Origin of the sequence: Buttiauxella sp. 3AFRM03 (assembly GCF_003675305.1) — a bacterium.
GTDB lineage: Bacteria > Pseudomonadota > Gammaproteobacteria > Enterobacterales > Enterobacteriaceae > Buttiauxella > Buttiauxella ferragutiae.
The window spans coordinates 5,179,078-5,193,826 of record NZ_CP033076.1 but is presented as its reverse complement, the minus strand read 5'-3'; the positions used below and the strand labels follow the sequence as shown (position 1 = coordinate 5,193,826).

Annotated in this window: 12 protein-coding genes and 1 pseudogene; 6 read left to right on the top strand and 7 right to left on the bottom strand. The window is 50.1% G+C overall.

All coding sequences use genetic code 11. The features are described from left to right. Nucleotides 1-46 precede the first annotated feature (46 nt). Entirely contained in the window at nt 47-1,081 is a 1,035-nt protein-coding gene (locus D8682_RS25855; RefSeq protein ID WP_121815547.1) for an IS110 family transposase, read from the top strand. A 478-nt stretch (nt 1,082-1,559) separates the two neighbouring features. Here the strand turns inward: D8682_RS25855 and D8682_RS25850 are convergent, their stop codons facing one another. Genes D8682_RS25850 through D8682_RS25830 form a run of 5 tightly spaced genes read right to left on the bottom strand, consistent with a single transcriptional unit; the run spans nt 1,560 to nt 6,948 of the window. Then, nucleotides 1,560-2,375: an MIP/aquaporin family protein gene (locus D8682_RS25850; RefSeq protein ID WP_121815546.1), complete on the bottom strand. Its 816-nt coding sequence runs from the start codon at nt 2,373-2,375 to the stop codon at nt 1,560-1,562. A gap of 45 nt (nt 2,376-2,420) precedes the next feature. Continuing rightward, nucleotides 2,421-4,241, bottom strand: a complete 1,821-nt coding sequence (locus D8682_RS25845; protein WP_121815545.1) for a diol dehydratase reactivase subunit alpha — start codon at nt 4,239-4,241, stop codon at nt 2,421-2,423. 13 nt (nt 4,242-4,254) lie between these two features. After that, entirely contained in the window at nt 4,255-4,680 is a 426-nt protein-coding gene (locus tag D8682_RS25840; protein ID WP_121815544.1) for a diol dehydratase small subunit, read from the bottom strand. After that, nucleotides 4,677-5,267, bottom strand: a complete 591-nt coding sequence (locus D8682_RS25835; protein WP_121815543.1) for a propanediol/glycerol family dehydratase medium subunit — start codon at nt 5,265-5,267, stop codon at nt 4,677-4,679. Before D8682_RS25835 ends, D8682_RS25840 begins: the two co-directional genes overlap by 4 nt. A 13-nt stretch (nt 5,268-5,280) precedes the next feature. Next, nucleotides 5,281-6,948, bottom strand: a complete 1,668-nt coding sequence (locus D8682_RS25830; protein WP_121815783.1) for a propanediol/glycerol family dehydratase large subunit — start codon at nt 6,946-6,948, stop codon at nt 5,281-5,283. Nucleotides 6,949-7,349: 401 nt separating this feature from the next. Here D8682_RS25830 and D8682_RS25825 point away from each other — a divergent pair, with 401 nt between their 5' ends. The 4 genes from D8682_RS25825 (at nt 7,350) to D8682_RS25810 (ending at nt 9,961) form a co-directional block, all read left to right on the top strand. Then, nucleotides 7,350-7,778 carry a heme-binding protein gene (locus tag D8682_RS25825; RefSeq protein WP_121815542.1) on the top strand — a complete coding sequence of 143 codons (429 nt, stop codon included), beginning with the start codon at nt 7,350-7,352 and terminating at the stop codon, nt 7,776-7,778. Nucleotides 7,779-7,811: 33 nt separating this feature from the next. Further along, a complete protein-coding gene (gene dhaT, locus D8682_RS25820) occupies nt 7,812-8,975 on the top strand; it encodes a 1,3-propanediol dehydrogenase (protein WP_121815541.1) in 1,164 nt (387 codons plus the stop codon). Nucleotides 8,976-9,044: 69 nt separating this feature from the next. After that, nucleotides 9,045-9,410 (top strand): glycerol dehydratase reactivase beta/small subunit family protein, encoded by a 366-nt coding sequence (locus tag D8682_RS25815; RefSeq protein WP_121815540.1) that lies wholly within the window; start codon nt 9,045-9,047, stop codon nt 9,408-9,410. Nucleotides 9,411-9,412: 2 nt separating this feature from the next. Further along, a complete protein-coding gene (locus D8682_RS25810) occupies nt 9,413-9,961 on the top strand; it encodes a cob(I)yrinic acid a,c-diamide adenosyltransferase (RefSeq protein WP_121815539.1) in 549 nt (182 codons plus the stop codon). Here D8682_RS25810 and dhaR read toward each other — a convergent pair. Both dhaR and D8682_RS25800 read right to left on the bottom strand, forming a co-directional pair. Beyond that, nucleotides 9,939-11,864, bottom strand: a complete 1,926-nt coding sequence (gene dhaR / locus D8682_RS25805; RefSeq protein WP_121815538.1) for a dihydroxyacetone kinase operon transcriptional regulator DhaR — start codon at nt 11,862-11,864, stop codon at nt 9,939-9,941. The genes D8682_RS25810 and dhaR overlap by 23 nt on opposite strands. A 124-nt stretch (nt 11,865-11,988) precedes the next feature. Next, a pseudogene (locus tag D8682_RS25800) lies at nt 11,989-13,089 on the bottom strand (glycerol dehydrogenase). Between the two features lie 580 nt (nt 13,090-13,669). Between D8682_RS25800 and dhaK the strand changes: the two are divergent. Further along, nucleotides 13,670-14,740 carry a dihydroxyacetone kinase subunit DhaK gene (dhaK, locus tag D8682_RS25795; RefSeq protein WP_121815537.1) on the top strand — a complete coding sequence of 357 codons (1,071 nt, stop codon included), beginning with the start codon at nt 13,670-13,672 and terminating at the stop codon, nt 14,738-14,740. The last annotated feature ends 9 nt before the right edge of the window (nt 14,741-14,749 follow it).

Sequence of the window (14,749 nt, the reverse complement as noted above, 5' to 3'; positions counted from 1 at the left end):
CAGTGCCATACTTTTACGGACTGCATTAATCCGGGAGTAACATCACATGAACACGATCAGAGTTGTTGGTATCGATATTGCTAAATCAGTTTTTCAGGTATGTGTCTGGATGGTTGATGGTTCCGTGGCCTGGAATAGAAAAATATCGCGTCAGAAATTGCTGGATACGCTTCGCCAGTTTGAACCCGGTACTTTAATTGCGATGGAAGCCTGTTCAACTTCTCATTTCTGGGGGCGAACCCTCGGTTCCATGGGATATAGCGTAAGACTTATCCCCGCCCAGCACGTGAAAGCATTTGTCAGGAGCCAGAAGAACGATGCCAACGATGCTTTGGCAATTTGTGAAACAGCATGCCGCCTGGGCATTCACTTTGTTCCGGTCAAAACCACGGAACAGCAGGATATCAAAGCACTACGAAATACCCGTCAGCTTATGGTTGAGCAGAGAACCGCGCTGGCTAACCAGCTTCGTTCTCTGCTCGCTGAATATGGTCTCATTATTCCTGTTGGAATTCAGTGCCACCAGCAGCAGCTACCTGAACTTATTGAAGATGCATCTAATGACTTAACTTTCACGCTTCGCCGTTTACTTTCTTCATTACGGGAAGATATGCAGGCACTGAATGAACGAGTCACCTGTCTGGATAAAGAAATTGCGGCATTATCTTCACAACAGACAGCATATCGTCATTTATTAACGATCCCGGGTGTCGGCCCGCTTATCGCTGCGGCTTTTATCAGTGAAGTGGATGCAGTGCAGTTTTCCAGTGGCAGAGAATTATCTGCCTGGTGCGGTCTGGTTCCCCGGCAGCACAGTTCGGGAGGAAAACAAAAATTGTCCTCTGTGACAATAAATGGCAATCGCAGCCTGAGAACACTGGTCATCCATGGTGCACGCTCAGTGATGCGATGCGTGAAAAAACGTGATGACAGCATGGGTTATTGGCTGAAAAGACTGGAGGCTCGACGAGGTTTTCTGAAAACCACCGTAGCTTTAGCGAACAAACTGACCCGGATCATCTGGCGCATACTGACTGATGGTGTTGATTTTAATATGAACAAGGCTTTCGCTGTGAGTTAACTAATACAGTGTTAAAGGAAACATGTCTCTCTGAGTTTGCAGGCACTGATGAGAAAACGGCTACCGTCCCTGTAACAGCCTGAAGTGATCCTGGGTAATTTTATACCGGTGTAGTGATAAGGAAACAGGGTTCGGATAACATCATGGCGCGGGTAACTTAACCTACTAATGACGCCGGATATATGGTCGCAAACCGTATCGAACCAGTACTTGTAATACCCGGGGCGTCCATATATGGATCAGTAATCCAGGACACTTCTCAATCCTGTTAATGTTAAACAATAAACATGAGGTGATTAACTTCTATAATGGCCCATGTTGGCATACCTCCTTTTACTTGTGATGAGTAAGGAGAACCAGTATCGACTTTCTTCAGGCTGTAAGCCTTACAGAATCAATCACACCTCCCCAAGAGGGGGGTTTAAGGGGGACAGTTAAAAATCCACGCATTTGCGTGGATTTTATTATTCGGCTTAACCTACTGGCGCTCAGTAACCGCCGCAGGCTTTTCGCAAGGAAGATGAGGAGACACCAGTTGACGGTAGAGCCATGCTCCGAGAAGAGCACCGACAACAGGTGCGCAGAGCGGAACCAGGAAATAAGGGATGGTGAATCCACCGGTAAAGGCTACTTTTCCCCAGCCGGCAAGTGCGGCAAAGATTTTCGGGCCCAGATCGCGCGCAGGATTCAGGGCAAAGCCGGTTAACGGCCCCATGGATGCACCAATAACCGCAATCAGTAAACCAATTAACAGCGGTGCCAGCGGCCCGCGCGGGATCCCGTTGCCATCATCAGATAGCGCCATAATCATCGCCATCATAATTGCCGTGATGACCATTTCCACTGCGAATGCCTGAGCCAATCCGAGATGAATATTCGGATAGGTAGAAAAAACACCCGCCAGTTGCAGGCTTTCAACGCTTCCTCGCACCATATGGTGCGCCTGTTCATAGTCGATAAACAGGCTGGAATACAGACCGTAAACTAACGCCGCACCAAAGAATGCACCAACTATTTGGGCCACGATATAAGGCAATACTTTGCGTCGTTCAAAGCAGGCAAACAGCCAGAATGCAAGCGTCACCGCCGGGTTTAGATGCGCGCCAGAAATTCCGGCGGTCAGATAAATAGCCATCGCGACGCCTAAGCCCCAAATCACACTGATTTCCCATTGGCCAAAATTGGCTCCTGCCACCTTTAGCGCTGCCACACACCCGACACCGAAGAAGACCAGCAATCCGGTGCCCAGCATTTCAGCAATACACTGCCCTTTTAAACTTGATGTCTGACTCATGATAGGATCCTGCTGTAGATACAAAGGAAGATTAAAATTGCGGCCTCAGGCTTCCAGGGGAAGTACCAGTCCAGTGGCTACCGCATTACGCGGCCCTTCTGTGCCACGAATATTGCCCTGTCCGGCAACAACGCCGTAATGGGAAAGGGCTTCCGTAATAAGCTGCGGAATTTCAAAATCCAGCGAGGAACCGCCCACCAATACCACAAAATCAATATCGCGGATGGAGCCTCCTGGCGAGACCTGACGTAATGCACGAAGGCAGTTGGTGACAAAGACTTTCTGTTTTGCCTGGCGGCGCACCAGCCGGATTTTTTCCAGTGAGGTATGGTTTTCGATAGGCACCAGAGTGCCTGCTTTGATGTAAACCACTTTGGCAAAAACTGACGGGCTTAACGGTTCTCGGAAAAACTCCACCGCGCCATTTTCGTGACGAATACTGAACAGACTTTCCACTTTGGCGAGCGGATATTTTTTGATCTCTTCTGCGAGGTATAAATCACTCAATCCCAGTTCGGTTTTAATCAGCAAACTCACCATATTGCCCGCCCCGGCCAAATGGACTGATTTCACCTGCCGGGAACCATTGATGGTCGCCGCATCGGTTGAACCCGCACCAAGGTCGAGGATCGCCAAAGGTACAGCGCTGCCAGGCGTGGTCAGCGCACCAGCAATAGCCATATTGGCTTCTACTCCCCCAACTTCCACATGGGTATTCAGTTTCAGGCTCAATTCGCGGGCAATGACTTCCATTTGCAGGCGGTCTGATTTCACCATCGCGGCGATCCCAACGGCATTTTCCATTGAAAACTCACCGGCGATTCCCCCCTGAACCTTACGGGGAATAAACGTGTCCACTGCCAGCAAGTCCTGAATGAAAATCTCATCAGCACCGTGTCCACTCAAAGAAGCCATCACCTGACGAACGCGTTCAAGCATGCCTCCCGCGTGAGTTCCGGGCTCACCTTTTATATCCAGAATTGGCGCACAACCGTTTACCGCTTGCATGATGATCTCTGCGCCACTGGCCACATCCGCTTGCGCGTTGCGTTTCTCCCCGCGGATAAAGAGGTTCCCCGCTGGAATAACCCGTGATTTCACATCACCTTTTGGAGTTTTCAGTACCACAGCGGAACGGTTACCAATCAATGCCCTGGCAACCGGAACAATCATCTGGGTTTCTTGCGGGCTAAGATTGAAAAAAGTCGCAATACCATAGGGATTTGAAAGCACAGAGATCACCTGCCCCGTCGCAGCCACTTCTACCGCCGCCAGAACCCCTTCAGGCACCTGCCCAAGCAACGTCACCTCATCAACAATCGGTAATGTCCGCGACAAGCGGTTATGGACAAGCACGCCATCGTCTTGTTGCAGGATCACCGCGACAATATTAATCCCTCGATCCAGAGCCGCATTCAGTTGCCAGGCAACATCCAGGAAATCAATCCGGCTGTCGATAAGCGGGATCCAGCCTTTGTCATACTCCTGGTAATCGACATCAACCAGTTTTTCCAGTGCAATGGTCGTCCCCACGCCAATCCCCTCACCACCCGGCGTTTGGGGGTTGTGACCAATCATGGTGGACTCGGTAATAATGGTTTCAGTGATGGTTTCCATCGCCACATCACCGATAACCGGTGCAGCTTCATTGAGGCGGATTAACGCCACCTCATTTTTAGATCGCCCGGTTTTTTCCAGTGCTTGTTCCAGTGCGGCTATCACCCCTGGAATGTTTTCCTTGGTACCTTTTGTTCCGGTGGTTGAGACAATCCCGCTGGTCAAAAATCGTGGGCCATGTTCGCCGGACTCGGCCAGCGCCACCTCAGTAGTGGCGTTGCCAATATCAATCCCCGCTATTAATGCCATAAACGTTGTACCCTTAGCCTGCTTTACGCAGCTTGTCGCGTTGCTGGTAAACCTCTGCGGCTTCGCGGATAAAAGTCGCATTTACTGTTGCCTGGTAGCAAGTTTCCAGCTCGTCCGCAATCGCCAGCAACTCGGCGACCGTTGAACGGAAAGGACGCAAAGCATTGTAGATTTCCAGAATTCGGGCATCCGGGATCGCAATCAACTCCCCCGCCCGACGCAAATTGCGCGCAATAGCATGGCGATGCATTTGTTCGGCAATTTGTGCCTGATATTCCAGAGTCTGTCGGGAGATACGAACATCCTGCGGGCCAATTTTCCCGGCGAGCACATTTTCTAGGGTGATATCCGTTAATGGCTTTCCCGTCGGCGTTTTAATGCGTTCAGGGCAGCGCGAAGCGAGGGGGTAATCCTCAACGGTCATTGGTTTATTGTTCATTGTTCCTCCCGGGAAATTTCGATGTGCAGAGTGACAGGCTTCGCATTCGGCACCACATGTTTGGTCTCTTTGATATGGAACAACGCCGCTTTAGCCATAAATTTAGGACGCACCATCTGGTCGTTAACCACCGGTACGGGCGACGGAGATTCCCGTTTCGCGTAGCGGGCCGCGTTTTTACCAATCTGGCGGTAAGTGGCGAGCGTCAGTAACGGGGCTTGTGAAAACAATTCGAGGTTACTCAGTGGCAGTAAATCACGCTGATGGATGACCGTCGTCCCCTTAGACTGGATCCCAATCCCAATACCGGAACCACTTAGGTTTGCGGCATCCCAGGACATAAACGAAACATCCGAGGTGCGCAGAACACGCACCACTCGTGCATGAAGCCCCTCTTCCTCAACACCCGCCACCAGCTCTTTAATAATCGCTTTGTGAGGCATGTCGATCAGCGTCTGATACTGGTACTTATCAAATGCAGGCCCTACCGCAATGACCACTTCATCCACACGTTCGCCTGTGGCTGCAACCTCTCCTTCCACCAGATTCAGAGTGAACACCGGAGCCTTCTTGACGCTATTTTCCATTGTCGGTTTTCCCTTATTCAATGGTGTTTGGTTGGATGACAGTGGCGATATTTTTGATCTCTTCCCAACGCTCTGGTGAGATGCGATAGCCGGTGCCCGGCCCCTGGTAATCGTTGATGTCGTTGATGGCACTCACCACGTCAAACTGGTGGTCAAGAATGGCAGAAGTTTGCAGGTAGTCCCCGGTGACACGCTGGCGCAGCATATTGAGAATGTTGCTGGCAATGTCTTCAAAGCCGCTGCAACTCAGCGCTTTCACAATGTCCAGCCCGGTAATATTGCGCTTCATCATCTCTTCAACCGCACTCAGATCCTCCACCACGTTACGAGGTGGCATATCTTTGCTGCCGTGGGCATAGGTTGCTGCGGTGACTTCTTCATCCGTAATTACCGGTAATCCCAACTCACGGAATACTGCCTGGATAGCCTGGGCCGCTTTTTGGCGAATGGCGATAGTCTCTTCTTCGGTCACGGGACGCAGCCCGCCATCTATCATCAAATCGCGCTGTAGGATGTTGTAATCGTCGAAGTCTTCCGCATCAAAGTTCGAGCCCGCGAACATGTTGTCGTAGTTCGGCACCGCACTGTAACCGGAGAAAATAAAGTCAGTACCCGGCAACATCTGCATCAGCGTACGGGCGGTTCGGCGAATATCCGAATGGGAGAAGGTTTGGTCATTGGCCGAAGCCACTTCCAGATCCAGCATGGAGGCAATCAGGTTTTCGGCCAATACAGCGCGGATCCCCGAAGGCACCGCCCCTGTCATACCAATGCAGCTCACGGCACCATTTTGCAGCCCCTGAACCCCGGCCCCTTTAGTGATAAAAATACAGCGAGATTCGAGATACAGCATCGACTTACTCTCCGCGTACCCCATCAATGCTTCCGAGCCTGTGCCCGACGTATAACGCATTTTCAACCCGCGGGAAGCATAAGCGGAGGCAAGAAACGCTTTAGACCAAGGGGTATCGTCTCCATCGGTAAATACCGGTTCTGTTCCGTACACCGATACTGTTTCTGCGTAGCTGGTAAAGCCACGCATACCCAGCTCCAGCTCCGTAGCCTCTTCAACAGAGCACTGAGTGAGCACGCCTGGGCGTCCACATTGGGAACCGACCAGTAACGCCAGGGCATTAAATGGCGCATAGCGGGCAATACCCACCGTGGTTTCCTGTTCTGAAAAACCACGGATCCCCGCTTCGGCTGCATCTGCGGCAATCTGGACCGGGTTATCTTTGAGATTGGTAACATGGCATTGGTTCGATGGGGTGCGTCTGGCGCGCATTTTCTGCAACGCCATCATCATCTCGACCACGTTCATATGAGCCATTACTTCGACTGCTTTAGCTGGAGTAATAGCGGTGGTGACTTTAATAATCGCGGCACGACTCACGTGGATGTCCACCAACATGCGCGCAATATCCAGCGAATCCAGCGCCATGGCTCGTTCAGTTTCGGCAATGTTGATGGCGTAATCGGCGATAAAGCGGTCGATCATGTCAAACTCGGCGCGCGGTTTACTGTCCAGCTCTACAATCAATCCGTCGACTACTTTAATGGAAGAGCATGGGTCCCACGGGCTTCCCATTGCAATCAAGCCTTCTTCTGGCCATTCGCCGATCAGGCCATCCTGATTCACGGGGCGTTGGGCGAGAACCTCAAATCGTTTTGATCTTTTCATCATATTTTGGCTCAAAGGATAAGTGTGACGCCCAGGGCCAATGCCCCCAGCGGTAATTGACGAAAATTTAAGATGAATAGCGTGATATAAAAACAAAATTAATTACGTTTCATTTTGGCACGTGTTTTTTACTGTCAGGTTTCATAATGAAACAGCAATAATAAATTCTTCAAAGAAATGTGATCCTAACCATTATTTATTCCAAAAAACAACCCAAAATATAACCACAGAATTAATTTTCGCTATTTTGGCACTATTGACTTTATATTCAATTGCGTAAAGATAGAATGAAAACGTAAGGCAATAACCTAAATAACCTTCACAATATTTTATCGGCAACCTATTTGATTAATCCATCCGGCCCTGGTAATGCCGGTAGAATATTATTATCAGGAGATCACATGAAAAAAAGTCATGCCGCTGGCAATGTCAGCCTCGCTATCGCGAAAAAAATGGCTGAAGCTGTTGAGCAAACCGCATTGGAAATGCACGTACCAGTCGTGTTCTCCGTGGTGGATAGTGGTGCAAACACCCTACTGGTACAGCGGATGGATCAAGCTTTCATCACCAGTTACGAGATTGCGCTAAACAAAGCCTGGACAGCGTGCTGCCTGAAAAAACCTACTCATGAAATCACGCATGATGTCCAGCCGGGGCAATCTCTTTACGGTTTACAACTTTCTAACCAACAGCGCATTGTTATTTTCGGTGGCGGTTTCCCTATTATTGAAAATGGTCAAATTATCGGTGCGGTTGGTGTCAGCGGTGGCACCGTAGAGCAAGATATTCAATTAGCAACCGTCGCACTTAATTGTTTTTCTCAAAATTAATATTATTTCCTCAGCAATTTATGAAGGTTTATTATGAGCAATCGCATATATGATTACTTGGTTCCAAATGTGAACTTTTTCGGCCCTAATTCAGTCTCTGTCGTAGGGAAACGCTGCGAATTATTAGGGGGTAAAAAAGCACTCCTGGTGACGGATAAAGGTTTACGCGCAATTAAAGATGGTGCGGTGGATCAGACCGTAAAATATCTGCGTGAATCTGGAATCAACGTGGTTATTTTTGATGGCGTAGAACCCAACCCGAAAGATACTAATGTTCGCGATGGACTCGCTGTTTTCCAGAAAGAGCAATGCGACGTGATTGTTACCGTTGGTGGCGGTAGTCCGCATGACTGCGGTAAAGGGATTGGCATTGCCGCAACGCATCCGGGAGATCTGTACAGCTACGCAGGTATTGAAACGCTGGCGAACCCATTGCCACCGATTATTGCCGTGAATACCACCGCCGGTACAGCCAGTGAAGTGACTCGCCATTGTGTGTTGACCAACACCAAAACCAAAGTGAAGTTTGTTATTGTGAGCTGGCGTAACCTGCCTTCGGTTTCGATTAACGACCCACTATTGATGGTTGGCAAACCAGCAGGTCTTACCGCGGCAACGGGTATGGATGCATTAACCCACGCAGTAGAAGCTTATATCTCAAAAGATGCCAACCCGGTTACCGACGCCTCGGCTATTCAGGCGATTAAACTGATTGCGACCAACCTGCGTCAGGCTGTGGCCTTAGGCACCAATCTGGTTGCGCGCGAAAATATGGCCTGCGCTTCCCTGCTAGCTGGCATGGCATTCAATAACGCGAATCTCGGTTATGTTCACGCCATGGCTCACCAGTTAGGCGGCCTTTACGATATGCCGCACGGTGTGGCAAATGCGGTTTTACTGCCTCATGTCGCACGATATAACTTGATTGCCAATCCGGAAAAATTCGCCGACATCGCGCAATTTATGGGTGAGAACACCACGGGTTTATCAACAATGGATGCAGCTGAACTCGCCATCAACGCGATTGCCCGTCTTTCTGCAGATGTGGGTATTCCGCAGCACCTGTGCGATTTAGGCGTTAAAGAATCTGACTTCCCATACATGGCTGAAATGGCACTGAAAGACGGTAATGCTTTCTCTAACCCACGAAAAGGTAATGAGAAAGACATTGTTGAAATCTTCCGTCAGGCGTTCTGATGATTCTATGGGCCACCTGTTCGGCCCATTTCCTCCCCCCTTGTATTCACTCGTCATGGAGCCAAAACCATGCAGAATCTTGGCATTCCTAAACCGCCTGCCGTGCATCTGTTTTACGATGAAAAGATAGTCAGCAATGACATTATTTTTCAGATTTGTATGGGGCTGGAAGAACAAGGAGTTCCTTGCCAGACCTCGTTGCAAAACACCGGGGAAAGCGCACTCCAGCTCGGTCAGCGAGCAGCGCGTAGCTCCGCATTGCGTGTGGGTTTGGGGGTCAGTGCCTTGGGTGAAGCAGTGTTAACTCATGCCCAATTGCCCATCGACCAGGCGCTGCGGAGCTGCGCGCCTGAGAGTAGTTTGCGTAAGCTGCGCAACATTGGTGCGAATGCCGGGCAACTGGTCAAAGTGATCCCTTTTAGTGAGGCAACTTAGCGATGTATCATATTTATACCCGCACCGGAGACAAGGGAACCACCGCCCTGTTTGGTGGTAGCCGCATCTATAAAGACGATATCCGGGTGGAAGCTTACGGCACCGTTGATGCGCTAATTTCTCAACTTGGCGTCTGTTATGCAGCCAGCGAAATCACGCCGTTGCGCCAGTCTCTGCATAAGGTTCAGGAAGACTTGTTTATCGTCGGAGCCGAATTGGCCAGCGATGCCAAAGGCGCGGCTCGGTTAACTCGTGTCATTGAAGCTGAAGATATTAGCGAGCTGGAACAGCTGATTGACCAGAACATGACGATAACCGGCCCATTGAAAGCGTTTGTGATTCCTGGGAAAAACATGGCTTCAGCGCAATTGCATGTCGCCCGTACGTTAGCTCGTCAGCTTGAGCGAACCCTGGTGGCAATAGATCGCGACATCCCATTGCGTGATGCGCTGAAGGGTTACATTAATCGGCTGTCTGATGCGCTGTTTTCTATGGCTCGCCTGGAAGAGTGCCATCCAGAACCGCAACTTAGTCCAGATGTCTGCGCTTAAACTGGCTGGCATCAATATCGTATTGCTTCATTTTGCGCCACAAAGTCGTGCGGCCAATATTAAGCAGATGAGACATCTCCTGCACTCGGCCACTGGTGACTCTGGCCGCATGAATAATAGCCTCTTTTTCGATGGCGGAGAACGTCAGACTGGCAGGTAGCAATGAGGAATTACTTCTGTCGCCAGGGCGTTCGCTAAACAAGTGGGCAGGAAGATTGCTCAGGCGAATGCGACCATGCTCACTGCTGATGGCAATATTTTCAATCACGCTGTTTAGCTCAAAATCATTACCCGGCCAGGAATATGCCACCAGTTGCAACAGAGCATCGTCATCGACTTTCAGGCGAGAAGCAAAACGCCGCTCCAGGCTGCGTAGCCGATTGTGTACTAACGATGGGATGCTGTTCGCGCGCTCACGCAGAGGGGGAATAACAATCTCAAAGGAGTGTAATGCGTAATAAAGCTGGCGGCTAAAACGGTTCTGTTCCACCAGATTTCCAAGCTCAACCGTCGTGGTGGCGATGACTTTCACATCGACCGGAATAAGACGGTGGGCATCGAGGCGCGTCAGAACCCCCTGTTTGATCACCTGCAATAACGTTGACTGAAGTTCTGGTGCCAGATATTCAATTTTCTCAAGGAAAAGGGTTCCGCCATTAGCCAGTTCTAACCGACTTAATCGCCCATTTTCGTCGCTATTTGGCGCACTTCCCATAAAACCCAGCGCCAGACTACTGTCTGCATATAACTGGCAATTCACGGCAATATAGGGGCCACCGGCGCGCTCACTTTCATTATGAATAGCCTGAGCAATCAGCTCTTTTCCCACGCCTTCTTCCCCACACAGCAGCACGGGGAAACGCCCTCTCGCCGCCTGGCGACCAAAGTGAATTAAACGGCGAGTTTCAGGATCATCAGCCGACATTTGCTCAAAGGTGTGGCTCACTTTGCCCAGTTGGCTGGTCATTAGCTGACGCATCTGTTCAACCGGGTGGAGCAACAAGATAAAACTGTTGCCCTGCTCTTCGACGATGGGCTTCAGAGTGATCACTGCATCAATAAACTGGTGCTGGCTTTCAAATGTCACTTCAGCGTGGTTTAGCGCTTTGGCATGTTTAATCGCCCGGCGCAGCAAAGCCGGGAGCGTAAGCAGTTCACTAATATTCTTCCCCTGGCTGACCTGATTATCCAGATGAAGCATGTTTGCTGCCTGCACATTAAGAAATTGCAAAACGCCTTGTTCATTCCACGCCATCACCCCGTCGTCCATACTTTCCAGCAGGCCGTACATCTGGTTCAGATGGCGGTTAGATTCGGCCAGCAAACTGTCGGTTAAGAGTGAGTTCCCGACTTCTCTGGCAATTGCGAGAGTCAGCGGCAAGTCTGCGGGTGTTGCCTCGGTGGTTCGGCAACACAATGCTATCGATCCAAAAAGCCGCCCGTTGTTATCAAACACCGGTGTTGAGCAAAATGACCAAGGAAACAACGCCTGTTTAAAATGTTGCTCGCCGTGGGTTTTTATCGGCTGCCCCTGCATAGCCGCCAGCGAAAGGGCACAACTCCCAATGATGCTTTCCGCACAATAACTCCCGGCAAGAAATCCCAACGTTTCAAGCTGTTCCAGGGTTTCAGAGTGACCACAGCGGCTGAGGATACAAGCAGACTCATCGAGAATAAATAACGCACAGGCGCGGCTATCCATAAACTCCCAGGCATCTTCCAGAGCGGCTTGAGCAATAGCCAGCAGCGCGGTTTTACGACGACAGATGGACTCAAAAGTTAGCCCCTGAGCCTGGTGAGGGATACCCCATGTTTCTCGCTGCATAATTTTCCCGCAACGATGCCAGGATTGAGCTATAAAGGAGGAAACTTCCTGTTCGTTTTTTTGATTCTGCATAGTCATAGCCTGTTTTAGCCCCAGCAACAGGTGCCGATTCCAGCTGCCATAAGGGCAAAAATGCCCCCGCCGAAAGGCGGAGGCAAGGTCACGTTTTTAACCGTGTCGTCATTTTCTTTGTCAGCTGGCGTTATTTACCTGCCAGCCACTGTTCGCCAAAACGGTCTGCTGCAAGGATGGCGGCATAAACACTTTCTGCCGAAACCGGGAATGGCATATTGTGAATCGTTTCCCCTTCCGCACAGGTTGCTTTTGCAACAGCCATAATTTTCTCTTCAATGCCTTCTTTAACGCCCATCTGCACAAGTGTGATTGGCAGGCCGACTCGCTGGCAGAAGCCCATCACCGTTTCAATCTCTTCCATCGGGCTGTTTTGCAGCACTCACTGTGCCAGCGTACCGAAAGCGACTTTTTCACCGTGGTAAAGATGGTGGCACTCTTCAAGGATGGTGAAACCGTTATGAATCGCATGCGCTGCCGCCAAACCGCTACTTTCAAAGCCAATACCGCTCAGATAGGTGTTTGCTTCAATAATGCGTTCCAGTGCCGTCGTCACCACACCTGCTTGTGCCGCCAGCAGTGCTTTTTCACCTTCGTTCATCAAGGTGTCGTAGCAAAGGCGCGCCAGGCTTAATGCCGCAGCGGTGGACTGCCCACCCGCCATGCTGACCGCTCTTGCGTCATAACACGCTTTCGCTTCAAACCAGGCAGAGAGTGCATCGCCCATCCCGGCCACCAGCAAACGTACTGGCGCTTTGGCGATAATGGCAGAATCCATCACCACCATATCGGGGTTTTTCGGGTAAATAAGGTACTCTTCAAACTCGCCGGCTTCGGTGTAAATAACAGACAACGCGCTGGTTGGCGCATCAGTAGAAGCAATGGTCGGGATGATAACAACTGGCAGTTTCTGGTAATAACCAATCGCTTTTGCGGTATCGAGGGTTTTCCCTCCACCGATACCCACCACGCCTTTGCAGCCTTTCTGTTTCAGAATGGCAATCAGGCGGTTGATTTCCACATGGCTACATTCACCGTTAAAACGCTCTGCGTGGCAGATAATATCGTGCTGGTGCAAACCATTGAGCACCTTGTCCCCAGCCAGCTTCATCACGAAATCATCAGCAATCACAAAAAATCTATCCGCTAAATTTTTAGCATATTGACCAAACAACGCGGATGCATCAGGACCCTGGAGATATTTTTCCGGAGATTGAATAACTTGTAGCATTCTCTTCACCCTCAAATTGATTTTTTGAACTCATTTACATGATGACGCCTGACGTTGCTCACTCTTGCTAATCGATTCCAGCGAGAGGTTGAACACTGCGGCGCGGTAACATCACTCTAGAGCGGGTGCGGGACAAAAAAATCTTCATAATTTTTGTTCCCATGTGAAACGTAAAATTAAAATATAAGTTTCATTATGGAACGCATAACCTGAGTAAAAGTAAGGATTGAGATCCTGATCCGTCTTTGCATCACAGTCAGTGTGAATACAGAAACTGAATAATAACCCTATTTTCCTCAACCCTCCGAAAAAATGATGCCCACTGGACCTGGCGAGCACATCAGAAACATTCAAAAGATTGCCCTGGCTCTCATTGTTGTTGTTTGCTGGCAAAATGAGTTCCATTTTGAAACAAATTAATGATTTTTCGTTCCACTATGGAACTGGTTTTTTCACTATTTTCTTTTTTCCTGCCCAGGAGAGAATTATTCGTCGGCTGCAAAAGGTTTTGTGAATGCCGATACCCTACACCGGGCCTGAACACCCCAATGGCCCATAGATTTCCTGCGGAGTATGAATAATGAAAAAACTGATTAACCGTGTGGAAAATGTACTGAGCGAGCAACTTAGTGGGCTGGCTAAAGCTCATCCTGAACTGAAACTGCATCAGGACCCGGTTTACGTGACCCGTGCCGATGCCCCTATTGCCGGGAAAGTCGCTCTTTTATCTGGCGGCGGTAGTGGCCATGAACCGATGCATTGCGGCTTTATCGGCCAGGGAATGCTTACCGGGGCTTGTCCTGGTGAGATTTTCACCCCCCCAACACCGGACAAAATGTACGAATGCGCCATGACGATTGACGGCGGTGAAGGCGTCCTGCTGATTATTAAAAACTACACCGGCGATATCCTCAATTTTGAAACCGCAACCGAGCTGCTACACGAAGGCGGCGTTAAAGTCACCACGGTGGTGGTCGATGACGATGTGGCAGTAAAAGATAGCCTGTACACCGCAGGACGCCGCGGTGTTGCCAATACGGTCTTGATTGAAAAGTTGGTTGGGGCGGCAGCAGAACGAGGCGATTCTCTGGAAGCCTGTGCCGAACTGGGTCGCAAGCTGAATAATGTGGGGCTCTCTATTGGTATCGCGTTAAGCGCCTGTACCGTTCCTGCGGCGGGGATCCCCTCTTTCGAGCTTCAGGATGACGAAATGGAGTTTGGCGTGGGCATTCACGGTGAACCAGGTATAGATCGCCGCAGTTTCACCTCGCTGGATAACACCGTAGATGAGATGTTTAGCACCTTACTCGAAAATGGTAACTACAGCCGAACCCTGCGCCAATGGGATCGCACCAAGGGCAATTGGCAGGAAGTAAAACAAGCCAAACAGGCACTGCAAAGCGGCGATAAGGTGATTGCGATGGTCAACAACTTGGGAACCACCCCACTTTCTGAGCTGTACGCCGTCTACAACCGCCTGGAAACATGCTGCCAGGAAGCCGGGATTTCTATCGTTCGTAATCTGGTCGGCACCTGGTGTACTTCGCTGGATATGGCAGGCTTCTCGATTACCTTACTGAAAGCGGATGAAGAGACTCTCGCTTTGTGGGATGCCCCTGTTCACACCCCTGCACTGAATTGGGGTCACTAAGGAGATTGC